The organism is Allobosea caraganae (genome assembly GCF_003351345.1).
GTDB classification, from domain to species: domain Bacteria; phylum Pseudomonadota; class Alphaproteobacteria; order Rhizobiales; family Beijerinckiaceae; genus Allobosea; species Allobosea caraganae.
The window spans coordinates 75,821-98,443 of the sequence record NZ_QQTO01000019.1; the positions used below are offsets into that span (position 1 = coordinate 75,821).

At 68.2% G+C, this 22,623-nt stretch carries 22 protein-coding genes; 11 read left to right on the plus strand and 11 right to left on the minus strand.

What is annotated here, in order from left to right; all coding sequences use genetic code 11:
• The 7 genes from DWF00_RS08490 (at position 1) to DWF00_RS08520 (ending at position 6,295) form a co-directional block, all read left to right on the plus strand.
• A complete protein-coding gene (locus DWF00_RS08490; protein ID WP_181832453.1) occupies positions 1–510 on the plus strand; it encodes a chemotaxis protein CheW in 510 nt (169 codons plus the stop codon).
• A 71-nt stretch (positions 511–581) separates the two neighbouring features.
• Positions 582–2,570: a methyl-accepting chemotaxis protein gene (locus DWF00_RS08495; RefSeq protein ID WP_114827172.1), complete on the plus strand. Its 1,989-nt coding sequence runs from the start codon at positions 582–584 to the stop codon at positions 2,568–2,570.
• 23 nt (positions 2,571–2,593) lie between these two features.
• Positions 2,594–3,442 carry a CheR family methyltransferase gene (locus DWF00_RS08500; protein WP_114827966.1) on the plus strand — a complete coding sequence of 283 codons (849 nt, stop codon included), beginning with the start codon at positions 2,594–2,596 and terminating at the stop codon, positions 3,440–3,442.
• The gene (locus tag DWF00_RS08505) at positions 3,439–4,035 is read left to right on the plus strand and encodes a chemoreceptor glutamine deamidase CheD (protein ID WP_114827173.1); all 597 of its coding nucleotides are present in this window, start codon (positions 3,439–3,441) and stop codon (positions 4,033–4,035) included. Before DWF00_RS08500 ends, DWF00_RS08505 begins: the two co-directional genes overlap by 4 nt.
• Positions 4,032–5,144: a chemotaxis-specific protein-glutamate methyltransferase CheB gene (gene cheB, locus DWF00_RS08510; RefSeq protein ID WP_114827174.1), complete on the plus strand. Its 1,113-nt coding sequence runs from the start codon at positions 4,032–4,034 to the stop codon at positions 5,142–5,144. Before DWF00_RS08505 ends, cheB begins: the two co-directional genes overlap by 4 nt.
• Before the next feature lie 10 nt (positions 5,145–5,154).
• Positions 5,155–5,538 (plus strand): response regulator, encoded by a 384-nt coding sequence (locus DWF00_RS08515; protein WP_114827175.1) that lies wholly within the window; start codon positions 5,155–5,157, stop codon positions 5,536–5,538.
• Between the two features lie 187 nt (positions 5,539–5,725).
• Positions 5,726–6,295, plus strand: a complete 570-nt coding sequence (locus DWF00_RS08520; RefSeq protein ID WP_114827176.1) for a glutathione peroxidase — start codon at positions 5,726–5,728, stop codon at positions 6,293–6,295.
• Positions 6,296–6,302: 7 nt separating this feature from the next.
• Here the strand turns inward: DWF00_RS08520 and mog are convergent, their stop codons facing one another.
• The 4 genes from mog to fliK are packed head-to-tail and all read right to left on the minus strand — an operon-like array spanning position 6,303 to position 9,999.
• Positions 6,303–6,845: a molybdopterin adenylyltransferase gene (gene mog, locus DWF00_RS08525; protein ID WP_114827177.1), complete on the minus strand. Its 543-nt coding sequence runs from the start codon at positions 6,843–6,845 to the stop codon at positions 6,303–6,305.
• 57 nt (positions 6,846–6,902) lie between these two features.
• A complete protein-coding gene (locus tag DWF00_RS08530) occupies positions 6,903–8,036 on the minus strand; it encodes a GNAT family N-acetyltransferase (protein ID WP_114827178.1) in 1,134 nt (377 codons plus the stop codon).
• Positions 8,033–8,326: an EscU/YscU/HrcU family type III secretion system export apparatus switch protein gene (locus DWF00_RS08535; protein ID WP_114827179.1), complete on the minus strand. Its 294-nt coding sequence runs from the start codon at positions 8,324–8,326 to the stop codon at positions 8,033–8,035. The genes DWF00_RS08530 and DWF00_RS08535 overlap by 4 nt, the downstream gene beginning before the upstream one ends.
• Complete coding sequence (gene fliK, locus DWF00_RS08540) at positions 8,323–9,999, minus strand: flagellar hook-length control protein FliK (RefSeq protein WP_114827180.1); 1,677 nt, start codon at positions 9,997–9,999, stop codon at positions 8,323–8,325. The genes DWF00_RS08535 and fliK overlap by 4 nt, the downstream gene beginning before the upstream one ends.
• A 126-nt stretch (positions 10,000–10,125) precedes the next feature.
• Between fliK and DWF00_RS08545 the strand changes: the two genes are divergently transcribed.
• Positions 10,126–11,139 carry an aldo/keto reductase gene (locus DWF00_RS08545; RefSeq protein WP_114827181.1) on the plus strand — a complete coding sequence of 338 codons (1,014 nt, stop codon included), beginning with the start codon at positions 10,126–10,128 and terminating at the stop codon, positions 11,137–11,139.
• Between the two features lie 253 nt (positions 11,140–11,392).
• Here DWF00_RS08545 and DWF00_RS08550 read toward each other — a convergent pair whose 3' ends face one another.
• Positions 11,393–12,007 (minus strand): TetR/AcrR family transcriptional regulator, encoded by a 615-nt coding sequence (locus DWF00_RS08550; protein WP_114827182.1) that lies wholly within the window; start codon positions 12,005–12,007, stop codon positions 11,393–11,395.
• 104 nt (positions 12,008–12,111) lie between these two features.
• Here DWF00_RS08550 and DWF00_RS08555 point away from each other — a divergent pair, with 104 nt between their 5' ends.
• The gene (locus tag DWF00_RS08555) at positions 12,112–12,852 is read left to right on the plus strand and encodes a 3-oxoacyl-ACP reductase family protein (RefSeq protein ID WP_114827183.1); all 741 of its coding nucleotides are present in this window, start codon (positions 12,112–12,114) and stop codon (positions 12,850–12,852) included.
• 36 nt (positions 12,853–12,888) lie between these two features.
• Here DWF00_RS08555 and DWF00_RS08560 read toward each other — a convergent pair whose 3' ends face one another.
• Complete coding sequence (locus DWF00_RS08560; RefSeq protein WP_114827184.1) at positions 12,889–13,698, minus strand: MBL fold metallo-hydrolase; 810 nt, start codon at positions 13,696–13,698, stop codon at positions 12,889–12,891.
• A gap of 189 nt (positions 13,699–13,887) precedes the next feature.
• Here DWF00_RS08560 and ettA point away from each other — a divergent pair, with 189 nt between their 5' ends.
• Entirely contained in the window at positions 13,888–15,540 is a 1,653-nt protein-coding gene (gene ettA / locus DWF00_RS08565; RefSeq protein ID WP_114827185.1) for an energy-dependent translational throttle protein EttA, read from the plus strand.
• A gap of 211 nt (positions 15,541–15,751) precedes the next feature.
• Here the strand turns inward: ettA and DWF00_RS08570 are convergent, their stop codons facing one another.
• The 5 genes from DWF00_RS08570 to DWF00_RS08590 all read right to left on the minus strand — a co-directional run bounded on the left by DWF00_RS08570 (position 15,752) and on the right by DWF00_RS08590 (position 20,249).
• Complete coding sequence (locus tag DWF00_RS08570; RefSeq protein WP_114827186.1) at positions 15,752–16,630, minus strand: oxidoreductase; 879 nt, start codon at positions 16,628–16,630, stop codon at positions 15,752–15,754.
• A gap of 104 nt (positions 16,631–16,734) precedes the next feature.
• Complete coding sequence (locus DWF00_RS08575; protein WP_114827187.1) at positions 16,735–17,304, minus strand: TetR/AcrR family transcriptional regulator; 570 nt, start codon at positions 17,302–17,304, stop codon at positions 16,735–16,737.
• Between the two features lie 109 nt (positions 17,305–17,413).
• Positions 17,414–18,559, minus strand: a complete 1,146-nt coding sequence (locus tag DWF00_RS08580; protein ID WP_114827188.1) for an alpha-hydroxy acid oxidase — start codon at positions 18,557–18,559, stop codon at positions 17,414–17,416.
• A 139-nt stretch (positions 18,560–18,698) separates the two neighbouring features.
• Positions 18,699–19,427, minus strand: coding sequence for a glyoxalase superfamily protein (locus DWF00_RS30110; RefSeq protein WP_114827189.1), 729 nt, complete (start codon positions 19,425–19,427; stop codon positions 18,699–18,701).
• A gap of 195 nt (positions 19,428–19,622) precedes the next feature.
• The gene (locus tag DWF00_RS08590) at positions 19,623–20,249 is read right to left on the minus strand and encodes a YitT family protein (protein ID WP_114827190.1); all 627 of its coding nucleotides are present in this window, start codon (positions 20,247–20,249) and stop codon (positions 19,623–19,625) included.
• 122 nt (positions 20,250–20,371) lie between these two features.
• Here DWF00_RS08590 and DWF00_RS08595 point away from each other — a divergent pair, with 122 nt between their 5' ends.
• Positions 20,372–22,570, plus strand: coding sequence for a glycoside hydrolase family 3 N-terminal domain-containing protein (locus tag DWF00_RS08595; RefSeq protein ID WP_181832454.1), 2,199 nt, complete (start codon positions 20,372–20,374; stop codon positions 22,568–22,570).
• Positions 22,571–22,623 lie beyond the last annotated feature (53 nt).

A 22,623-nucleotide genomic window follows, 5' to 3' on the forward strand; every position in this document is an offset into this window, starting at 1 on the left:
ATGACGCTCCCCCTCGGCGAAAAGCACTTCTCGTCGGCACAGCCTGAATCGGCGGTGCGCCGCATCGTCACCTTCCGCGTCGGCGACCGGACCTTCGGCATCGATGTCGGCATGGTCCGCGAGATCAAGGGCTGGCAGGCGACGACCCCGCTGCCGCATGCGGCCCCGCATGTGCGCGGCGTGCTCAACCTGCGCGGCGTCATCCTCGCGGTCTACGACCTGCGCACCTCGATCGGCCTCGGCGTCACCGACGCGACCGCGACCCATGTCATCGTCGTGGTCGATGTCGAGGACAAGACCGCCGGCCTGCTGGTCGACTCGGTCTCGGACATCGTCGACGTGCCGGTCAGCGCGGTGCGCCCGGCTCCGGACCTGGAGCGCGACGAGCATGGGCTGATCGAAGGCCTCGTGCTGCTCGACACCGAGATCGTGGCGCTGCTCGACCTCGGGGCCGTGATCCGCGATGGCGGCGCCGAGGCGCCGGCCGCGCGGCAGGCGCGCGTCGCGTAAGGGTCGGGCGTTAGGACCATCCAGACGTCGCGGCGGAAGAAGCCGTCCGCGAGAAAGAAAACGACGCCAGCATGGGCAGCTCCCTCGGTTCCCTCTCGCGACTCTCGGTCAAGCTGCCGCTGATGTTTCTCGGCGCGGCCTTCGTCGCGGGCGGAGCCGTCGGCGCGGCGGCCTATCACGTCGCCTGGGGCCGGCTGAACGACCTCGCCCAGCTCGGCCTGAGCGCCGCCGACATCCAGGGCGCGGTCAGCGCCGCCGGGCCGCAGATGCTGACGATCAGCGCCGCTGCGCTGGCCGGCATCGGCCTCGTCGGCTGGCTCGCCGCCCGCACGATCTACCGGCCGATCGTGGCGATGCGCGATGCGGTCGGCCAACTGGCCCAAGGCGAGACCATCGCCATTCCCGGCCTGAGCCGCCGCGACGAGATCGGCGATCTCGCCCGCGCCATGACCAGCATTCACGAAGCCGGCGTCGAGGCCGCGCGCATCCGCGCCGCGCTCGACGGCTGCCGCACCAACGTCATGGTCTGCGACGCGCAGAACCGCGTCGTCTACGTCAACAACTCGCTGCTGAAGTTCTTCACCGACGCGCAAGAAGACTTTCGCGTCGCCTTCCCGGGCTGCTCGGCCAAGGACATGCTCGGCCGGGTGATGGAAGCCGTCCATCGCGAGCAGTCCTTCGGGCTGAGCGACGCGGCACGCACCACCCGCTTCGCGCTCGGCCGCCGCACGGTGTCGCTGACGCTGAGCCCGGTGCTGCACGGCAATGGCGAGCGGCTCGGCACCTCCGTCGAATGGTTGGAGCTGACCGACGAGCTCGCCGCCGCGAACGAGGTGGCGGAGGTCGTCTCGGCCGCGGTCGAGGGCGATTTCTCGCGCCGCATCCCGCTCGCCGGCAAGCCCGAGGCGCTGGCCCGGATCGCCGAGGGCATGAACCAGATCAACGCGCTGGTCGACGGCGCGGTCGGCGAATTCGCCGCCGTGCTCGGCGGCCTGGCGCAGGGTGACCTGACCAACCGCATGGCGGGCGACTATCGCGGCCGCTTCGGCGAGCTGAAGCAGAGCCTGAACGGCACGCTGGCGCATCTCGGCGAGACCGTCTCGACCATCCAGGCGACGGCCGGCAACGTCTCGCGCGCCGCGACCGAGATCAATGCCGGCGCCGGCGACCTCGCCAGGCGCACCGAGGAGACCGCGACCAATCTCGAAGAGACCGCGGCGACCACCGAGGAGCTGGCGGCCTCGGTCAAGCAGAGCGCGGGCCGCTCGCGCGAGGCGACGTCGCTTGCCGGCGAGGCGATGAGCGTCGCCAATGACGGCAAGGCCGTGGTCTCGCAGGCGGTCGGCGCGATCGAGCGCATCGAGAACTCCTCCGGCCGCATCTCCGAGATCGTCTCGGTCATCGACGACATCGCCTTCCAGACCAACCTGCTGGCGCTGAACGCAGCCGTCGAGGCCGCTCGCGCCGGCGATGCCGGCAAGGGCTTCGCGGTGGTCGCCTCCGAGGTGCGGGCGCTGGCGCAGCGCTCCAGCCAGGCCGCCAAGGACATCAAGGGGCTGATCGTCTCCTCGAACCAGCAGGTCGGCGAGGGCGTCAAGTTCGTGCGCAGCACCGGCGAGGCGCTGGAGCGCATCGTCGCTGCTGCCGGCAAGGTCTCGGCCACGGTCGCCGACATCTCGTCGGCCACCGCCGAGCAGGCGCATGGCATCGAGGAGATGAGCCAGACGGTCGCGCATATGGACGAGATGACCCAGCAGAACTCGGCCCTGGCCGAGCAGAGCGCCTCCTCGGCCACCGAGCTGATGGGCGAGATCGCGACGCTGAGAGACCTCGTCGCCTTCTTCCGCACCGAGGCCCTCCAGGCTCCGGCGGCCAGATATGCTGCTCCCGGCGAGCCGGCCCGGCTGCAACGGCTCGCCGCGGCGGCGCTGGTCGAGCAGGCGCAGCCGCCGCGCCGCTTCGAGCCGCGCCGGCCCGAGCCCGCGCCGCAGCCGGCCCGCGCCGCGCCGCGCCGCCGCGCTGCTTCCGGCGGACGCGCCGATGACTGGGCCGAGTTCTAGGCCATGGCAGCAGAGTTGCGTTGATGCTTGCGCCCCAGACCATCCACGAGACCACGCTGTCGCGCGACGACATGGGCTTCATCGCGAAGCTGGTCTACGAGCATGCCGGCATCGTCATCCGCGAGCACAAGGAGGCGATGACGCGCGGGCGCCTGTCGCGGCGCGTCAAGGCGCTCGGCCTGGGCTCGGTGGCGGAATACTGCGCCTTCCTGAAGACGCCGGGGGCGACCGGCGAGATTCCCGAGCTGATCAACGCCGTCACGACCAACCACACCGCCTTCTTCCGCGAGCGGCACCATTTCGACCATCTGCGCCGGGACGTGCTGCCTAAGCTGGTGCAGGAGCGCGGCGGCCGGCGCGGGCGCATCCGGATCTGGTCCTCGGCCTGCTCCTCGGGCGAGGAGCCGTACAGCATCGCCGCGATTGCGCGCGACGTGCTCGGCGCGCGCCATGACCTCGACTTCCGCATCCTGGCGACGGATATCGACACCGACATCCTCGACCGTGCCGAAGCGGGCATCTACCCGCTCGAGCTGTTCGAGCGGCTGCCCGCCGACATCAAGCCGCTGCTCAGGCTCGACGGCATGGCCGGGCGCGGCGAGGGGCGGATCAGCGACGATCTGCGCCGGCTGATCGCCTTCAAGCGGCTGAACCTGATCGAGACCTGGCCGATGCGGGGGCCGTTCGACGTGATCTTCTGCCGCAACGTCTTCATCTATTTCGACACCCAGACCAAAGCGGCGATCCTCGACCGCTTCGTGTCGCTGCTCGCGCCGGGCGGCTTCCTCTACCTCGGCCATTCGGAATCGCTACCGCAACCGCATCCGCAGCTCCGGCTGATCGGGCGCACCATCTACGAGAGAACCCCATGAGCACGGCCCGGTCCTCTCGCCGCTATTTCGACCCACGTTTTGAGGCCACCATCATCACCGTGGCGCCGGGCGAGCATGAGATCACCGCGGCCAAGGACGAGATCGTCGCGACCGTGCTCGGCTCCTGCATCTCGGTGTGCATGCGCGATCCTCAGGCCGGGGTCGGCGGGCTCAACCATTTCCTGCTGCCCAAGAACAATGGCGGCAACGACACCAGCGCCGGCGAGCGCTATGGCGACACCGCCATGGAGGTGCTGATCAACGGCCTGATGAAGCGCGGCGCCAAGCGCGGCCACCTCGAAGCCAAGGTCTTCGGCGGCGCGCGCGTGCTGTCGGGCGCGACCATGCTCGCGATCGGCGACGGCAACATCGCCTTCGTGCTCGACTTCCTCAACCGCGAGGGCATCCCGATCGTCTCCAAGGATGTCGGCGGCACGCGCTCGCGGCGCATCCACTACCAGCCTGCCACCGGCCGGGCCTGGGTGCAGCACGTCCAGCCGAGCGCGCGCAGCACCGAGCACGAGCAGGAAGTCGCCTATCTCAACCGCCTCAAGACCCAACCCGTCGCAGGTGACATCGAGATCTTCTCATGACCTTGACCGCATCCTCCCCGGCCAAGCCCGTCAACGTCCTCGTCGTCGACGATTCCGTGCTGATGCAGAAGCTGATGACGCAGATCGTCGACTCCGCGCCCGGCTTCAAGGTGATCGGCGTCGCCGGCAGCGCGGAGGAGGGCTGGGACGCCATCCAGGCGCTCAGGCCCGACGTCGTGACGCTCGACCTCGAACTGCCGGGCCGGCACGGGCTCAAGCTGCTGGCGCGCCTGATGAAGCAGGACCCGCTGCCGGTGCTGATCGTCTCGGCCTTCGGCGGCCCGGGCGCCGACAACACCTTGCAGGCGCTCGAACTGGGCGCGGTCGACTTCATCGAGAAGCCCGATGGCGCGACACACACGCTCGAAGGCTTCATGAAGCATCTGGTGGCGGCGCTGCAGCGCGCCGCCGCCAGCCGCCGCATCTTCGCGATGGCGCGCGAGGCGGTGGTGCGCGAGACGGCGCCGGAGCGGCCCGCGCTCGTTCGCGAGCCGGCGCGGACGGCAGCCGGCAGCCGGGTCTCGCTGATCGCGATCGGCGCCTCGACCGGCGGAGTGCCCGCCGTGCAGGTGGTGATGCGCGATCTCGCCCAGCACCGCATCCCGATCGTCGTCGTGCAGCACATGCCGCCGGGCTACACCGCGAAATTCGCGGCGCGGCTTACTGCCGCGACCGGGCTCGACGTGCGCGAGGCCGGCGATGGCGAGCGCCTGCGCCCGGGCATGGCCGTGGTCGCGCCGGGCGGCCCGCGCCATCTCGAAATCGAGGAGCGCCGCGGCGAATACACCTGCGTTCTCAAGGAAGGCCCGCTGGTCAGCGGCCACTCCCCCTCCGTCGACGTGATGTTCCATTCGGTGGCGCGCAGCCTCGGCCCGCACGCGGTCGGCGTGCTGTTGACCGGAATGGGACGCGATGGCGCTGACGGTTTGTTAGCCATGCGGAAAGCGGGTGCCGCAACGTTAATCCAAAGTGGGGAGACCTGTGTGGTAAACGGTATGCCGAAAGCAGCATTCGAGATCGGCGCCGCCGAACGTGTCGTGCCGCTCGACCAGATCGGCGCCGCCGTCGGGCACCTGATCGGCGAGCGCCCGCATCAGCGCAGCGCCTGAGGAGAGCGAGATGAAGGCCAGAAGCGATTATCGGATCCTCGTGGTCGACGACCAGAAGAGCATGCGCGGGCTTGCGACCTACTTCTTGAAGCAGATCGAGTTTCAGGACATCGACGAAGCCGAGAACGCCCGCGAAGCCCTGATGAAGATGCAGAGCAAGCGCTACGACCTGCTGCTGCTCGACTGGAACATGGACGGCATGAGCGGCATCGACCTGCTGCGCGCCATTCGCTCCGTGCCTGAGCTCAACCAGATCAAGATCATCATGGCGACCTCCGAGCGCTCGGTCGACAAGATGGACGAGGCGACCACCAACGGCGCCGACCACTACGTCGTGAAGCCCTACGAGCTGCGCGACCTGGAAGTCCGCGTGAAGAAGGTCCTCGCCTGCTGAGGCACCTGAGCCCTCATCCTGAGGAGCCGCGAACTGAAGCTCACTCCTCAGGATGAGGGCTGAGAAACGAAGGCCAGGCCAATCTCACCATTGTGATCCAGCGCCCCGAGCCATCAGGCTGCGGGGCGCATCCGTTTGGGGCAGTATGCCGTATCAAAGGGATGGGCGGATTTCGGGAGAGCAGGCCATGCCGCTGCTTCGTCGTGACGTGCTGGGCTTGATCGGCGGGCTGGCGGCCGGCCCGGCTTTGGCCGTATCGCCCTCGCTGCCGGAGGCGCCCGACGCCTATCGTTTCGCCTTCGACCGGCTGGAGGGCGGGCGCATCCCGCTGGAGGCCTATCGCGGCAAGCCGATGCTGATCGTCAACACCGCGACCAATTGCGGGTTCGCCGGGCAGTTCGCTTCGCTGGAGCAGCTCTGGCAGCGCTATTCGCATCGCGGACTGATGCTGCTCGCCGTGCCGAGCAATGACTTTGGCGGGCAGGAGCCGCTGGAGGGCATGGCTATCGCGGAGGCCGCCCGGCAGGTCCATGGCGCGACCTATCCGTTCGCGGCGAAGTCGAGCGTGCGCGGGGCGGACTCCCATCCGTTCTATCGCTGGGCGGCGGCGCGCCGGCCCGCGGAGATGCCGACCTGGAACTTCCACAAATACCTGGTCGGGCGCGACGGCGATCTCGTTGGCGGCTATCCGGCCGGCACGGACCCGATCGGCCAGGACCTCATCCGCGCCATCGGCCAGCAGCTTCAATCCGCTTAAGCCCCTCTCATACCTTCTTCTGCCCGGGGCGGAAGGCGACGATCACGGCCGGATCGGTCTCCAGATAGGGTCCCTCGATCAGGTCGATGCAATAGGGGATGGCCGGCATCACCGCGTCCAGGCATTCGGCGATGGCGCGTGGCCGGCCGGGCAGGTTGACGATCAGCGACCTGCCGCGGATGCCGGCAGTCTGGCGCGAGAGGATCGCTGTCGGGACCTTGGCCAGGCTGACCTGGCGCATCAGCTCGCCGAAGCCGGGCAGCGGCTTCTCGACCACGTCCTCCGTCGCCTCCGGCGTGACGTCGCGCGGGGCGGGGCCTGTGCCGCCGGTGGTGACGATCAGGCAGCAGCCCTCGCGGTCGGCGAGCTCGATCAGCGTCTCGGCGATGCCCTTGCGGACATCCGGGATGACGCGCGAGACCGGCGTCCAGGGCGAGGTCAGCGCCTTCAAGAGGTAGTCGTGGATGGCCGGGCCGCCCTCATCGGCATAGATGCCGGCCGAGGCGCGGTCCGAGACCGTGACGATGCCGATTTTGATCTCGCTGGTCATGCTTGGTGCCGTGTCCCGATTGCCCAGAGGCGGATATCGGGCAGGCCGGTGCCGCGGTCAATGCGGCGAAGTCCGGTCCCTCAGCCGGCGCAGCCACATCCGCGCGCCGGCGGCGAGGTGGGCGCGGCTGGGGATCGCGCCGCCGATCGTGAGGATCGCGTTCGCCATCTGCCGGCGCTCGCCCCAGACATAGGTTCCGGCGTCGACGCCATCGCCCGCACCGCTGTCGAAGAAGTTTGGCGGGCCCTCGCGGAAATCCGCCTGGAGCATGGCGATGGTGAGCGCCCGGCCGGGCGAGTGTCTGGCCTGCGTCTCGTCATAGGCAATCTTGAGGAAGTGCCGCGTGCCGGCGCTCTCGACCACAAGGCCCATGGCGATCGGCTTGCCGTCGAGCAGGAGCGCGTCGACCAGCACGGCATCCTGCGCGATCAGGAGCTCGACGAGCCGGTGGAAATAGGCCGAGTCCTCGAGCAGGCAGGCAATGGCGGTGCCGGCCTCGCCCTTCCAGCCCGCGGCTTCGAGCGCGAGGAAGGTCTCGAAGGCCTCACGAGCCGCATTGCCGCGCTTGCGGGCGAAGGAGACCGCGCCGCCTTTGCCGATGGCGCGAAATTGCTGCATGCGCTTCTTGTAGCCGGAGCCGAGTGCCCGCCTGAGATAGCGCTCGGCATCGTCGCCGGGCTGCGGCGCCATCACCGGGCGCTGCCAGGTCTCGTAGCGGGTCAGCCGGCTGCCGGTGATGCGCATCGCCTCCTGCAGCGCGGCGAAGCACCGCCCCTCCAGCGGCAGCAGCGGCAGGGCCAGCGTCTTCGGCAGGTCGCTTGCCGCCAGGAGGTGGCGCAGCATGGCGAGCGCGATGTCCTCGGCATGGTCGCGGTCGAGCACCGGCGGCGACGAGACCTCGTAGAGCGGCACGAGCGGGGCCGCGAGCACCGAAGCGAAGCCGGTGCGCCAATCACGCTGGCGCAGGAGGGCCCAGACGCCGACCAGGCTCTCCGAGCCGAGGGCCTCGCTGCGCCAGGCGCAGAGGATGACGATCGCCTCTTCGGGCACCAGCAAGGTCGCGGCCGAGATGGCCGCTGGCGACATGTGCGGATTGGGCTCGACCGCGTGGCGGCTGAGCTCGGCAAAGGCCTGGCCGAGCCCGAGATAATCGGCCAGGCGCGCCCGTCTGACGACGATGTCGGCGCTCAAGACGCGTCGCCGCTCCGGTTGCGCGGCCGCAGCTCGCCGCGCAGCGACAGCACGAAGGCAATGACCTGCGCCGCGGCGCGATACAGCTCTTCCGGGATCTGGTCGTCGAGCTCGACGGCGGAGAGCGCCTGGGCCAGGACGGCGTTCTCCTGGATCTCGATATCGTGCTCGCGCGCCGTCTCGACGATGCGCTGGGCAAGCTCGCCGCGGCCCTTGGCGGTGACGCGCGGCGCGCCTTGCCCGTCATATTCGAGCGCGACGGCGATCTGCTGCGGCAGCGGCGTCGTCATGACAGGCGGTCCAGGAACTGGCCGGCGGCGGCGCGGCGGGCATGCGGCTGGCCGGTATGGACATCGACCACGCCATCCTCGAACCGGGCGTTGGCGAGCGCGGCCTGAAGGTCGGGCACGGCGCCGCGCAGGGCTTCGCTCGTCGCCTCGCGCTCGGCCCAGAGCGAGACGCCGACCGCGCGGCCCTGCAAGGTGACGACGCCCTGGAGCGGGCCCATCGGCTCGACATCGAGGGCGAAGCGCATGCGCCAGATCGGAGCTTCGGGATTGGCGCCGCCGCGCTGCGGCGGATCGCGCTCGATCTGCAGGGGCATGATCGCGGTGCCGGCCTGGAAGGCGAGCGGGATTTCGGTGAGCCAACGCGGGTTCTGCTGCGCGTCAGTGCGCTGGCCTTCCGGCGGCAGCGAGGCGAATTGGGACAGGCTGACCCGGTCCAGCGCCGCCTCCGTCTGCTCCAGCAGGGTCTGGGCGATGACGGCCGGCTTCTCGGCGGCGGCCAGGCTCGGCGCGGCGATGGGCTGGGGCGCCAGCGTGCCGTCGCGCTGCGGTGCCGCGGGGCGTGGGCCCTGCTGCTCCTGGTTGCCGCCATAGGCCTCGGCGGCGGCGGTCCGGCCGGGAAGCGGGCGAGCGGTCTCGGCAGGCGCTGCGCGGGCCGCTTCCGGCGCGACCAGCGGCTGCAACATGGCTTTCAGGGCGCGCAGGCCGGCTTTGAGATCAGGCTGCGGCGGCATGTTCGCAACAGGCGAGGGCGCGCCTTCGGCCGGCCGTGTGGAGGCCGCGCTTGCTTCGCGCGCCTCGAGGAAGAGGCCGGAGCGGGCGATGGCGGTTTGCAGCATTGGCGCGGTGATCGGCCGGCGCTCGGCCGGCACGGCCTGGGCGAGGATCTGCTCGGCCATCTGCAAGAGCGGCTTCGGCAGCACGAGCGCGACGGAGCCGCTGGCGAGCTGGCGCAGGTTGGCGAAGAGGGGCGCGAGGCTGTCCTGCCGACCGAGAGCCTGGCCGAGGAGCGGGCCGGCAAGCGCGCGCGGCGACGCGGCCGGATCGATGTGCGGCACCGGGTTGGCCGCAGGCGCGTTCGGCTGCGCTCCCTCGGCCGGACGTTGCGGCGCGATGATCAGCGCCGGGCCGATGCTCGCGACCTGTGGTGATGGCGCCGCCGGCGCAGGTTGCCCGGCGATGACCAGCACGGGAGGAGCGACCTGGCCGGGAGCCTGGCCGCTTACGGGTTGGGCTGCGGGAAGGCCGCCGGGAGTTGGGGGTGAGCCGCCAACGGGCGCAGGGATTGGCGCAGGGGCGGTACCGCGCGGGGCATCGGGGGGCGAAGCCTGCGGGGCGCCGGCTGCCGGTGGGTGGGTTTCCAGCAAGGTCGCGCGCAAGGAGCCGCCGGCTTCGTCGGGCGCATCGATCCGCAGCATCAGCGTCGCGCCGGGTTGGAGCGGGGCCTGCTTCGCCTCCGGTCCGGACAGGACCAGCGCGATCTTGACGCCGTTGACCAGAGCGGTCGCCGTGCCGTCGCTGTCGAGCGTCAGCAGGCGCGCCTCGACCGTCTTGCCGACCGCGAGCCCGCTCTCGGAGGAGAGCGCGGAAAGCAGCGTGGCGAAGGTCTGGCTCTGAATGAGCGCGGCGAGATTCATTAGGACAGTGGCCATGGCGACGATAGGGCAGCTTGCCATGAAAGCTTAAGGATTTCCTTGCCCTCGGCGGCCTCGGCTCCCCGCAGGGCGAACCTGCGCCGGGGGTGCTGGCGCGGCGGCAGGCGCTGGGGCAGGCTGCGGCCACACTCTCCGGGAATGACGCATATGGACTATCGCCAGCTTGGCCGCTCCGGCCTCAAGGTTTCGCCGATCTGCCTGGGCACGATGATGTTCGGCGGTGCGACCGACGAGGCCGAGTCCCGCAGGATCATCGACGCGGCGCGCGGCGCGGGCGTCAACTTCATCGACACGGCCGACGCCTATAATGCCGGCGGCTCGGAGGAGGTGGTCGGGCGCGCCATCGCGGCCAACCGCCACGACTGGGTCCTGGCGACCAAGGTCGCCAACCCGATGGGGCCCGGCCCGCATCAGAACGGGCTCTCGCGCAAATGGCTGATGCAGGCCTGCGAGGACAGCCTGCGCCGGCTCGGCACCGAGTTCGTCGACATCTACTACCTCCACAAGGAGGACCACACGGTGCCGCTGGCCGAGTCGGTGCGGGCCGTCGGCGACCTCGTGCGCCAGGGCAAGATCCGGCATTTCGGCGTCTCGAACTACCGCTCCTGGCGCGTCGCCGAGATCTGCCGGCTCTGCGACGAGCTCGGCATCGACCGGCCGGTCGTCAGCCAGCCCTATTACAACGCCATGAATCGCATGCCCGAGGTCGAGCACCTGCCGGCCTGCGGCTTCTACGGGCTCGGCGTCGCCTCCTATTCGCCGCTGGCGCGCGGCGTGCTGACCGCCAAATACGAGCCGGGCCACGCTCCGGCGGAAGGCACGCGGGCCGGGCGGGGCGACAAGCGGATCATGCAATCCGAGTGGCGCGAGGAATCGTTGGTCATCGCCCGCACGATCCGCGACCACGCCGCAGCGCGCGGATTGACCCCGGTGCAGTTCGCGGTGCGCTGGGTGCTCAACAACAAACTGGTGACGGCGGCGATCGCCGGCCCACGCACCTTCGAGCAATGGCAGGCCTACATGGCGGCGCTCGACGCGGATTTCACGGCGGAAGACGAGGCGCTGGTCGACGGGCTGGTGCCGGCCGGCCACCCCTCGACGCCGGGCTATAGCGACCCGGCCTATCCGCTGGAGGGCAGGGTGGCTGTGACGGCCGGATAACCGGCAAGAGCCGCGTTTGACGCAAGCCTGCTCCCGCCGGGTAAGGCAGGCATGCGTCACGCGCCTGTCGCATGGCCGCCGATATGCATCTCCCCACGAAAACGGAGATGTTGAATGCGACATTTGCCTCATGACGCGAAGGCGACCTTCGCGGTCTTCGTCGTAGCCGCCACGGCTTTGTGGGGCTGGCTCTGCGGCGTGATTTGAGGCGCCGCATGGCTGTGCGCGGTTCGGCCGTGGAAGGGACGGTCGCTCACGGATTCACCAGCGCCGCGAGCCCCTCCCATGCGGCCATGGCGCCCCGCGCAATCGCCTCCAGCTGCCGCCGTGAAGCGCCGTCGCGAGCCTGGATCGACATGCCCTGCTGGACCGTGACGTAGTAGCTCGCGATCGCCTCGGCATCGATGGCAGCGGGAAGCTCGCCGGCCGCGACCGCCACGCGCAGGCGCGCAGTGACCGCGGCGGCGCTTTGCGCCCGCATCTCGCGCAGCTTTGCGCTGGTCTCGTCGCCGACGCCGACCGCGTTCACCGCCGAGAGCACGATCATGCAGCCGGGCGGGCGGCCGTCGCGGGTGAACACGGCCGCACTCGCCAACAGGAAACCCTCGATCGCCTGCCTCGCGGTCGGCGCCGTCGTCAGCGGCCCGGCGATCAGCTCGCTCTCGCTCGCCTCATAGAAATCTAGGGCCTCGCAATAGAGCGCCTCCTTGCTGCCGAAGGCGGCGTAGAGGCTGGGCGAGCCGATGCCCATCGCCTCGGTGAGGTCGCTCAGCGAGGTCGCCTGATAGCCCTTCTCCCAGAAGACCAGCATCGCCTTCTCCAAGGCCTCGGTACGGTCGAAGGCGCGCGGTCGGCCGCGGTCGGACATGGGTCTAAACCTTTCTGTGTCGATCGATAGATAATGCTCTTGACGATGGGCGGCAAGCGCTCCATCTGCTTCTGTACCGATCAACACAGAAATGGATTTCCCTCATGTCTCGTTTCACCGGCAAGAAGGCGCTGGTCACCGGCGGCAGCCGCGGCATCGGCGCCGCCATCGCGCTCCGCCTGGCGCAGGAAGGCGCCGATGTGGCGCTGACCTATGAGCATTCGGCGGAGAAGGCCGGCGAGGTCGTCGGCGCCATCGCGGCGCTCGGTCGCAAGGGCTTCGCCTTCGCGGCCGACAGCGCCGACCCGGTGGCGATCAAGGGGACCGTCGACAATGCGGCCGCCGCTCTCGGCGGGCTCGACATCCTCGTCAACAATGCCGGCATCTGGCGCGGCGGCCCTGTCGCCGAATGGAGCCTCGCCGATATCGACGCGACGCTCGCCGTCAACGTGCGGGGGGTGGTGCTCGCCTCGCAGGCGGCGGCCGCGCATCTCGGCGAGGGCGGGCGCATCATCTCGATCGGCTCGTGCCTGGCCGACCGCGTCGTCGAGGAGGGCGCCACCCTCTATGCGATGAGCAAGGCGGCGCTGATCGGCTTCACCAAGGGGCTGGCGCGCGATCTTGGGCCGCGCGGCATCACCGTCAACATCGTCCATCCCGGCTCGACCGACACGGACATGAACCCCGCCGCCGGCCCCCAGGCCGACGCCCAGCGCGCCAAGATGGCGATCCCGCGCTATGGCAAGCCGGAGGATATCGCGGGGCTCGTCGCCTATCTCGCCAGCGAAGAGGCGCGCTTCGTGACCGGCGCTGGCTTCGCGATCGATGGTGGGGTGAATACGTAAGAGGCCATTTGAGGCCTGAACGAACGAGCCCGGGCTCTAATGCCCGGGCAAGACGATGATCGTCGGCTTGGCCGGCAGCGTCGCCTTCGACAGTACGATCTCCGGTGAATCGCGCCGCTCGATCGGCCAGAGGTCCTGCGAGCGGGCCAGGAAGCGGTTCAGCGTGCCGCCGCCGAAGAAATGCATCGGGATCATCACCTTGGCCTGGAGCGACTTCAGCACGTCGAGCATGCCCTCCTGGTCGAGCGTGTAACTGCCGTCGACCGGGAAGAGCACGATGTCGACCCGGCCGAGCGCGCGGAGATGGCCGGGCTCGAGCGGATGATGCAAATGGCCGAGATGGGCGATGCAGAGATCGCCGATCTCGAAGACGAACATCGAGTTGCCGTCGAAATCGGTCGAGCCGCTATAGGAGCGGATATTGGTCGGCACGTTGCGCACGCGCATGTCGCCAAGCGTGACGTCGTGCCTGGCAGGGCCGGCGCCGGCCGGGTCCCAGCCGCGCAGCAACTGCTTGATGCCGGGGTCGGGCCGGTTCGAGTAATGCGTCGAATGCGCCTTGTTCATCGTGGCGATGTCGGGGATGCCGGGCGGGCGGACATAGTCGTTGTAGTCGGTCGCGGCCTTCACCCCGCCGGGCGTCTCGATGACGAAGGTGGCATGGCCGATGAAAGTGAGCCTGACCTCGTCCTTGGCGAGCGCGGCGCGCTGGATCGGCAGGCGATAGCTCGCCATTTCCGGCCGGCAGCCCGGCTCGTCCGACTGAGCGCGGGCGGGGGAGGCGAGGAGCGCGCCCAGCGCAGCCAGCACGAGGCCGCCGCGCAACAGGAAACCCGACAGGCTCATCGCTCACTCCCCAATCCCCGGACAGGCCAAGCCTAGGCAAAAGCTGCGCCGGGGAAAGGCTCGGGCCCGGCACTGGCGGTTTCGTGAACGCGACGTCAGGCCGGTTGCGGTCAGCGGCGCGCCTCGCTACATACGCCGCAGATTTCCCGACACCTGCGAACGCAAGTCCGAAGCGGAGCCCGCACGCCCATGTCCCGCCAGTTCATCTACCATATGCGCGGCCTGTCGAAGACCTTTCCGGGCGGCAAGCAGATCCTGAAGGACATCCACCTGTCCTTCTATCCCGATGCGAAGATCGGCGTGCTCGGCGTCAACGGCGCCGGTAAGTCGACCCTGCTCAAGATCATGGCCGGCTTCGACAAGGAATGGACCGGCGAGGCCTGGGTCGCGGAGGGCGCGCGCGTCGGCTACCTGCCGCAGGAGCCCAAGCTCGACGAGACCTTGAACGTCCGCGACAACGTCATGCTCGGCGTCGGTCCGCAAAAGGCGATTTTGGACCGCTATAACGATCTCGCCATGAACTACTCGGACGAGACCGCGGACGAGATGACCAAGCTGCAGGACGAGATCGAGGCCAAGGGCCTGTGGGATCTCGATTCCAAGGTCGACCAGGCGATGGACGCGCTGCGCTGCCCGCCTGACGACTGGGAGGTCTCGAAGCTCTCGGGCGGCGAGCGCCGCCGCGTCGCCCTGTGCAAGCTGCTGCTGGAGCAGCCGGAGCTGCTGCTGCTCGACGAGCCGACCAACCATCTCGACGCCGAGACCACCGCCTGGCTCGAAGGCCATCTGCGGAGCTATCCGGGCGCGATCCTGATCGTGACCCACGATCGCTACTTCCTCGACAACGTCACGAGCTGGATCCTGGAGCTCGATCGCGGCCAGGGCATCCCCTACGAGGGCAACTACTCGGCCTGGTCGGTGCAGAAGCAGAAGCGCCTGGCCCAGGAAGGCCGCGAGGACGTCTCGCGCCAGAAGACGCTGGAGCGCGAGCAGGAATGGGTCTCGGCCTCGCCGAAGGCGCGCCAGGCCAAGAGCAAGGCCCGCATTCAGCGCTATGACGAGTTGGTCCAGAAGGCCTCGCAGAAGGGGCCCGACACCGCGCAGATCGTCATCCCGATCGCCGAGCGGCTTGGCAACAACGTCGTCGATTTCGACAACCTGTCGAAGGGTTTTCAGGACAAGCTCCTGATCGATGGGCTCTCGTTCAAGCTGCCGCCGGGCGGCATCGTGGGCATCATCGGGCCCAACGGCGCCGGCAAGACCACGCTGTTCCGCATGATCACCGGGCAGGAGAAGCCCGATGCCGGCTCGATCAGCATCGGTGAGAGCGTCTCGCTCGGTTATGTCGACCAGAGCCGCGACTCGCTCGACGATAAGAAGAACGTCTGGGAGGAGATCTCGGGCGGCAACGACATCCTCTATCTCGGCAAGCGCGAGGTGAATTCGCGCGCCTATTGCTCGACCTTCAACTTCAAGGGCGGCGACCAGCAGAAGAAGGTCGGCTCGCTCTCGGGCGGCGAGCGCAACCGCGTCCACCTCGCCAAGATGCTGAAATCGGGCGCCAACGTCCTGCTGCTCGACGAGCCGACCAACGATCTCGACGTCGACACCTTGCGGGCGCTGGAAGAGGCGCTCGAGGACTACGCCGGCTGCGCCGTTATCATCAGCCACGATCGCTGGTTCCTCGACCGGATCGCGACCCATATCCTCGCTTTCGAGGGCGACAGCCATGTCGAGTGGTTCGAGGGCAATTTTGCCGACTACGAGGAAGACAAGAAGCGCCGATTGGGGATCGATTCCACGATCCCGAAGCGGATTCAGTACAAGAAGTTCTCGCGCTGATAGTTGCGAAACTGCGCTGTCGTCCTGGCTGCACCGCTGCGTGCGCCGGGGTTTATCCGGATAGCTCTGGCCAGCTCCGTCATGCTCGCCCTTGTGGCGAGCATCCACGTCTTGCGACGTACCCGCGATGAGCGAAGACGTGGATGGTCGGGACAAGCCCGACCATGACGGGAGAGGTGGGCAGAGCGCCGTTCAGGCGCTCGTCGGTCGCTCAGGCGGTCGCCCCGCTCAGCAGCTTCTGCAACGCCACCAGATCAGTGCCGTCAAAGTCCGACGAGGCGCTGACCTTGGCCCAGTCCGCTGCCTGCTTCTGCCTGACGGCGTCCGCCTGGGCGAAGACGTGGAGCGCGTCGCTGCCGAGGATGAGATGGGCGGGCAGGGTCTCGCGCTCGGCGAGGTCGAGGATGATCTGCGCGATCTTGGCGGGGTCGCCGATCTCGTGGCCGACATAGTTCTTCAGCAGGTTGAGTATGGCGCCGACGCTCGGCTCGTAGTCCGGCAGCACGGCCGGGGCGTTGCCGCGGGCGATCTCGCCCCAGTCGGTGCGCATGCCGCCGGGCTCGACCGCGATCAGTTTGATGCCGAGCGGCGCGGTCTCCTTGGCCAATACCTCGGTGAAGCCGCCAACGGCCCATTTCGCCGCCTGATAGGCGCTGAGGCCCGGCGTGCTGGTGCGGCCGCCGACCGAGGAGATGTTGATGATGTGGCCCGAGCGCTGGCCGCGCATCACCGGGAGCACGGCGCGGGTGAGGTTCACGACGCCGTAGAAATTCGTGTCGATCTGCGCCCGGAAATCCGCATCAGAGCCCTGCTCGAACGCAACGGCATGGCCGAAGCCGGCATTGTTGACCAGGACGTCGACGCGCCCGAACGAATCCGTCGTGAAGCGGACCGCCGCCTGTGCCGCCTCGGCGTCGGTGACGTCGAGCGCAAAGCTCAGCAAGGTGTCGGCATAGCGCTCCTGCAGATCGGCGAGGCGGCCGGGATCGCGCGCGGTCGCGACGACATTGTGGCCGGCGGCAAGCGCGGCTTCGGTGATGGAGCGGCCGAGGCCGCGGGCGCTGCCTGTGATCAACCAAGTCTTGGTCATGGTCTTGTCCTTTCGAGAGGTTATGAGTGAGTACTCACTCATTTTAAGATTAGTCGAGAACCCGTTTTCGGGCGTTTCCTCATGTTGTCAGTTGGCTTGGGCTTCTAGTTGGCGATGCCGTGCCAGAGCACGTCGAAGCCGGCTTTCTTGTAGTGCGCGCGCTTTGCCGGTTCGCGCGCGACGAGTTCGAGTGTTGCGTCGGTGAGGGCCTCCAGCACCGCGCCGATGAAGGAGAGCGGGTGGTCCTTGAGCACGCCCTCGCTGCGGCTTTGCTCCAGCATGGCGCTGATCTCGCCGAAGGCGGCGGAGCCTTGGCGGCGGCTCGCCTCGGTGATCCGGTCGGAGACGGCAAGCTGGCGGATGGCCTTGCGACTGGCGGGATGGTCGAAGCCCCAGTCGACGAAGCCGTTCCAGACGTGCTCGAAGCGGTCGCGGGCGCTGCCCTCAGCCGGATAGGCCTTCAGAATTGCGGCACCGAGATCGGCCTTCAGCTCGAGATAAAGCTGGTTGAGCAGCTCGTCCTTGCTGGCGAAATAGGTGAAGAGCGTGCCCTCGGCGAGGCCGGCATCCCGGGCGATCCCGGATGTCGGCGCGCCGGTGCCCTGCGCCGCCACCAGCTTGATGGCGGAGGCCAGGATCGCATCGCGCTTCGCTTCGCTGAGGGGACGGGCCATCGGAGGAGTCTGAAACCTAAATGAGTGAGTAGTTGCTCATTTATCTAGGCGCGAACAGACGGATGTCAAGGGGTGCACGACCGCTGCCGATCGTGCGCCGCGCCTTGGGTCAATAGGTGCCCTTCACCAGAATGCTCTTGTCGACATCCAGGATGTCGCGCTTGCCGCAGAGCGCCATGGTGATGTCGAGCTCCTTGCGGATGATGTCGAGGGTGCGGGTCACGCCGTCCTCGCCCATTGCGCCCAGCCCGTAGAGGAAGGCGCGGCCGATGAAGGTGCCCTTGGCGCCGAGCGCCAGCGCCTTCAGCACGTCCTGGCCGGAGCGGATGCCGCCATCCATCAGGACCTCGATGCGGTCACCCACGGCATCGACGATCGCGGGCAGGGCGGCGATCGAGGACAGCGCGCCGTCGAGCTGGCGGCCGCCATGGTTGGAGACGATCAGCGCGTCGGCGCCGCTCTTGACCGCCATCTCGGCGTCCTCTGGGTCGAGGATGCCCTTGAGGATCAGCTTGCCGCCCCAGAGGTCCTTGATCCACTTGACGTCGTCCCAGTTCAGCTGCGGGTCGAACTGCTCGCCGGTCCAGGAGGAGAGCGAGGACAGGTCGCCGACGCCCTTGGCGTGGCCGACGATGTTGCCGAAGCTGCGGCGCGGCGTGTCGAGCATGCCGAGGCACCAGCGCGGCTTGGTCATCAGGTTGAGGATGTTGGCGAGCGTCGGCTTCGGCGGGGCGGAGAGGCCGTTGCGGATGTCCTTGTGGCGCTGGCCGAGGATCTGCAGGTCGAGCGTCAGCACGAGCGCGGTCACGCCCGCCGCCTTGGCGCGCTGGATCAGGCGGGCGATGAAGTCGCGGTCCTTCATCACGTAGAGCTGAAACCAGAAGGGCTTGCCGACATGGTTGGCGATGTCCTCGAGCGAGCAGATGCTCATGGTCGAGAGCGTGAAGGGCACGCCGGCCTTGTCGGCGGCGCGCGCGGCGTGGATCTCGCCATCGGCGTGCTGCATGCCGGTGAGGCCGGTGGGAGCGAGCGCGACCGGCATCGCCACAGGCTGGCCGATCATGGTCGAGGCCAGCGTGCGGTTGGTCATGTCGACGGCGACGCGCTGGCGCAGCTTGATCTTGGCGAAGTCGGTCTCGTTGGCGCGGTAGGTGCCTTCGGTCCAGGCGCCGGAATCGGCGTAGTCGTAGAACATGCGCGGGACGCGGCGCTGGGCGAGAACGCGTAGGTCTTCGATGGTCAAGGGCTGGGACATGCTAGCGCGCTCCACGTTTCGCTCCGGAGCGCTCGGTCGCATGGATAAAAGCGGCAGGCAACAGCCTTGTGTTGCCTGCCGCAATGCATTTTCCGGAGCCCGCCATGCGGCGTCGCTCCGTTAGCGGCATCGGCCCGGCTCAGGCGTCCGGGCGCGAGGAATCGGAAAAGTCGAGATTGGTGGGGCGGGGAAGGAGTCGGCCGCCGCGCCCGTCGGTGGGTGCGATTGCCTGATCCACCGTTTCAAGCCGGAACGAGCGCGCCGAGATGCGTCCGTAGCCCTGCAACAGGAAGCCGTATTGGATGCTTTCGGCCTCGTCGGGGACGTCCAGGACGATGTGGCGCTCCGTCCAGCCTGCCGTGCCGGTCAAAGCGCCGTCCGTCTGCCGCCGCCGCAGATTGTCGAAGCCCAAAACACTACCGCGCACGCCATCGACGCGCATCCAGATGGTTCCGCGGTCCGCGTCCGCCGTGCTGATGCTGGCCGTGAGCTTGAGGCGCTGCCCGCGAAACTCGTCGGCGACGACGCTCTGCATCACCGTCGCGTAGTGGTCCTCCGTGAGCAGGATGTTGCTGCCGCGGTCGAACTTGCACTCGATCAAGGCGGTTCCGGGCGCATCGGGATCGAGCCCGAGCCGGTAGTATTTATGGTCCGTCTGGCGCGTGATCACCCAATCGCGCGGCAGCACGAGGGGCGCATTCCGGCCGGAGGCCGAGTCGATCAGCGCCGAGAGCGTATTCCAGTTTGCCAAGCCGAACTGCTTGGCGACAAGCTCGAGGCACTCGCTGTGCGAGAGTTCCACTTGCCGTTGTTGGAGGGCCTGGCGCAGCGCCTTGGCCATCAGTTTCGAGTCGAGAAAGCTATGCATGGTTCGATCCTCACGCTCGGGCGAACTCCTTGCAGAGAGTCAGTGCTCGCATTGCTGACGGATCGCCCAAGATCAGGGGTCAAACCGGGCGGGATGATTCATACGTTCGCCATACCCAAGGGGCGCGAGCGGCAGGCCGTATGAGCCCAGCCTTGACAATATCGTGGACGCGCGAGCCGTCAATCCGGTCTGGAGCTAAGTGGTTCCCATATAGCGTCCCGGCTTGTGGTTCACCGCCAGGATGAGGTTGAGCACGGCCGCGCCGAGCAGAGAGACCAGCACCTTGTCGGGCGGCAGCAGGAACAGCGCGCCGATCAGGATCAGCACGTCGATGCCGAGCTGGAACCAGCCGGCGCGGATGCCATGCGTCTCCTGCAGGTAGAGCGCCAGGATGTTGACGCCGCCGAGCCCGGTGCGGTGGCGGAAGAGCGCGAGCAGGCCGAGGCCCATCAGGCTGCCGCCGGCGAGCGCGGCATAGATCGGATCGACCGCCTCGATCCTGATCCAGTTCGGCGTCAGGAAGGTGAAGCCCGAGACGAACCCGACCGCGATGAAGGTGCGGAGCGCGAAGCGCCAGCCCATGCGCCGGATCGCCAGCCAGTAGAACGGCAGGTTGATGGCGAAGAACAGGATGCCGAAATTGATGCCGGTGGCGAATTGCAGCAGCAGGGCCAGGCCCGCTGCGCCGCTCGTGAGCAGGGTCGCCTTGGTGTAGAGCATGATGCCGATGCTGACGAGCAAGGTGCCGAGCAGCATGGCGAAGACGTCTTCGTAGAAGCGGTGCCGCTCGGTCGGGATGTCGGTGGTCGCGGCGTCGCTCATGCTGGATTCCGGTGCGGACGATCTGGGGCGGTCATCATGACGCGCCGATGCAACGGTTGAGCCATGTTGGCCGTTCCTGTAGGGCCGGTTGGTCCGCATCGCCAGTTCAAGAGACCCATTTCATGATCCTGCGGCTCGCCGCTGCACTCGTTCTTTGCATCCTCGCCCTTCCGTCCCTGGCTCAGGTGCCCGTGGCCTGGAAGACCGGCCGCGAGGCGGTAGTGATCGAACAGCGGGTCGAGGCGCTGCTGAAGCGGATGACCCTCGACGAGAAGGTCGGGCAGCTGCATCTCTCCGGCCGCGGCGAGGGCTTCAATGCGGCGCGCATCCGCGAGGGGCGGATGGGCGCGGTGATGAACTTCGTCGTGCCGCAGGAGATCGCCGACGCGCAGAGGGCCGTGCGCGAGTCGCGGCTGAAGATCCCGCTGATCATCGGGCTCGACGCGGTCCATGGCTTCTCGACCTATTTTCCGCTGCCGCTCGGCCAGGCCTCGAGCTGGAATCCGGAGCTGATAGAGGAAGCCGCCTACTGGACCGGCCGCGAGGCGGGGGCGGCCGGGATCAACTGGACCTTCGCGCCGATGGTCGACATCTCGCGCGATCCGCGCTGGGGTCGGGTGCTCGAAGGCGCGGGCGAGGACCCGTATCTCGGTTCGGTCGTCGCGGCGGCGCGCACGCATGGCTACCAGCGCGGCGGCGTCGCGACGACGGTGAAGCATTTGGTCGGCTATGGCGCCAGCGAGGCCGGGCGCGACTACAACTCGACCTGGATCCCGACCAGCCAGCTCTTCGACGTCTACCTGCCGCCGTTCAAGGCCGCGTTCGATGCGGGGTCGATGACCGCGATGGCGGCGTTCAACGCGCTGAACGGCATGCCTACCACGGCGCATCGCGAGTTGCTGACCGGGCTTCTGCGCGACAAGTGGAAATTCAAAGGCTTCGTCGTCTCGGACTTCGGCTCGATCACCGAACTGCGCCTGCACGGCATCGCCAGGGATGATGCCGAGGCCGGGCGCAAGGCGCTGCTCGCCGGCATCGACATGGACATGATGGGCGATGTCTACGACAAGCATCTCGCCGCCGAGGTGAAGGCTGGGCGCGTGCCGCTGAAGGCGCTGGACGAGGCCGTGCGCCGGGTGCTGCGGGTCAAATTCCATCTCGGCCTGTTCGAGCGGCCGGATGTCGACGTCGCCGCCGCCCCCAAGCTGATGCAGACCGAGGAGGCCCGGCAGGTGGCGCGGCGCGCGGCTGGCGAGGGCATCATCCTGCTCAAGAACGCCAATAACACTTTGCCGATCGCTCCATCCGTGAAGTCCGTGGCGGTGATCGGGGCCATGGCGGTGCCGGAAGCCGAGCGGGTCTGGACCGATCCGGCCGGGCTCGGCCGGCGCGTCGGCCAGTCGCTGCCGGATGCGCTGAAGGAGCGGCTGCCGGCCGATGCCAGCGTGATCTACGAGCCCGCCTTCACCCGGAATTGCGGCACCGAGTTCGCCGACAAGGCGGCCGCCATCCGCGCCGCCGCGGCGAGCGACCTCGTCGTCGCCATGCTTGGCGAGGATTGCGAGTTCATCGGCGAGGCCGCCTCGCGCACAAATCTCGGCCTGCCGGGCGTGCAGCAGGAACTGCTGGAAGCGCTGGTCGCGACCGGCAAGCCGATCGTGCTGGTGCTCGCGACCGGGCGGCCGCTGGTGCTGACCTGGGCCGACCAGCATGTCGCGGCGATCGTGCAGACCTTCCATGGCGGCACGGAGGGGCGGGCCGTGATCGCCGAGGTGCTGAGCGGGCAGGCCAATCCGGCAGGCCGGACGCCAATGAGCTTCCCGCGCTCGGTCGGCCAGATCCCGGTCTACTACGACCATCTGCCGACCGGCCGGCCGCAGAAGGAGCACAAGCGCTACGAGTCGATCTACATGGACGAGCGCAACGAGCCGCTCTATCCGTTCGGCTTCGGCCTGTCCTATAGCCGCTTCACCTACGCCAATCCGCGCGTGGACAGGGCGAACATCTCGCTGAATGGCACCGCCAAGGTCTCGGTCGACGTCACCAATGCCGGGCGGCGCGACGGCCAGGAGGTGGTACAGCTTTATATCAGACAGCCGGTAGCGAGCCGCTCGCGGCCGGTCAGGGAGCTGAAAGGCTTCAAGAAGCTGATGATCAAGGCTGGCGAGACCATCGCCGTAACGTTCGACCTGCCAGCAAACCAGCTCGGCATGCACGATGATGCCGGCCGTTACGTCGTGGAACCCGGAGATGTCGAAATATATCTCGGCGGTTCATCACTCGCGGAAACGGTGACGCAGATCACATTGACACGGCCATAATCAACATCGGCAGGTGCATGCCTGCCCTTTGGTCTCGACATGGATGAATTTTC

Bases quoted from the DNA above. Each gene is read 5' to 3' on its own strand.
- DWF00_RS08590 (WP_114827190.1), bottom strand. From the start codon at position 20,249: ATGAGCGACGCCGCGACCACCGACATCCCGACCGAGCGGCACCGCTTC.
- fliK (WP_114827180.1), bottom strand. From the start codon at position 9,999: ATGGCAAGCTGCCCTATCGTCGCCATGGCCACTGTCCTAATGAATCTC.
- DWF00_RS08580 (WP_114827188.1), bottom strand. From the start codon at position 18,559: ATGTCCCAGCCCTTGACCATCGAAGACCTACGCGTTCTCGCCCAGCGC.
- DWF00_RS08550 (WP_114827182.1), bottom strand. From the start codon at position 12,007: ATGTCCGACCGCGGCCGACCGCGCGCCTTCGACCGTACCGAGGCCTTG.
- cheB (WP_114827174.1), top strand. From the start codon at position 4,032: ATGACCTTGACCGCATCCTCCCCGGCCAAGCCCGTCAACGTCCTCGTC.
- DWF00_RS08555 (WP_114827183.1), top strand. From the start codon at position 12,112: ATGTCTCGTTTCACCGGCAAGAAGGCGCTGGTCACCGGCGGCAGCCGC.
- DWF00_RS08545 (WP_114827181.1), top strand. From the start codon at position 10,126: ATGGACTATCGCCAGCTTGGCCGCTCCGGCCTCAAGGTTTCGCCGATC.
- DWF00_RS08570 (WP_114827186.1), bottom strand. From the start codon at position 16,630: ATGACCAAGACTTGGTTGATCACAGGCAGCGCCCGCGGCCTCGGCCGC.
- DWF00_RS08595 (WP_181832454.1), top strand. From the start codon at position 20,372: ATGATCCTGCGGCTCGCCGCTGCACTCGTTCTTTGCATCCTCGCCCTT.
- DWF00_RS08490 (WP_181832453.1), top strand. From the start codon at position 1: ATGACGCTCCCCCTCGGCGAAAAGCACTTCTCGTCGGCACAGCCTGAA.
- DWF00_RS08560 (WP_114827184.1), bottom strand. From the start codon at position 13,698: ATGAGCCTGTCGGGTTTCCTGTTGCGCGGCGGCCTCGTGCTGGCTGCG.
- ettA (WP_114827185.1), top strand. From the start codon at position 13,888: ATGTCCCGCCAGTTCATCTACCATATGCGCGGCCTGTCGAAGACCTTT.
- DWF00_RS08515 (WP_114827175.1), top strand. From the start codon at position 5,155: ATGAAGGCCAGAAGCGATTATCGGATCCTCGTGGTCGACGACCAGAAG.
- DWF00_RS08495 (WP_114827172.1), top strand. From the start codon at position 582: ATGGGCAGCTCCCTCGGTTCCCTCTCGCGACTCTCGGTCAAGCTGCCG.
- mog (WP_114827177.1), bottom strand. From the start codon at position 6,845: ATGACCAGCGAGATCAAAATCGGCATCGTCACGGTCTCGGACCGCGCC.
- DWF00_RS08575 (WP_114827187.1), bottom strand. From the start codon at position 17,304: ATGGCCCGTCCCCTCAGCGAAGCGAAGCGCGATGCGATCCTGGCCTCC.
- DWF00_RS08535 (WP_114827179.1), bottom strand. From the start codon at position 8,326: ATGACGACGCCGCTGCCGCAGCAGATCGCCGTCGCGCTCGAATATGAC.
- DWF00_RS08500 (WP_114827966.1), top strand. From the start codon at position 2,594: ATGCTTGCGCCCCAGACCATCCACGAGACCACGCTGTCGCGCGACGAC.
- DWF00_RS30110 (WP_114827189.1), bottom strand. From the start codon at position 19,427: ATGCATAGCTTTCTCGACTCGAAACTGATGGCCAAGGCGCTGCGCCAG.
- DWF00_RS08520 (WP_114827176.1), top strand. From the start codon at position 5,726: ATGCCGCTGCTTCGTCGTGACGTGCTGGGCTTGATCGGCGGGCTGGCG.
- DWF00_RS08505 (WP_114827173.1), top strand. From the start codon at position 3,439: ATGAGCACGGCCCGGTCCTCTCGCCGCTATTTCGACCCACGTTTTGAG.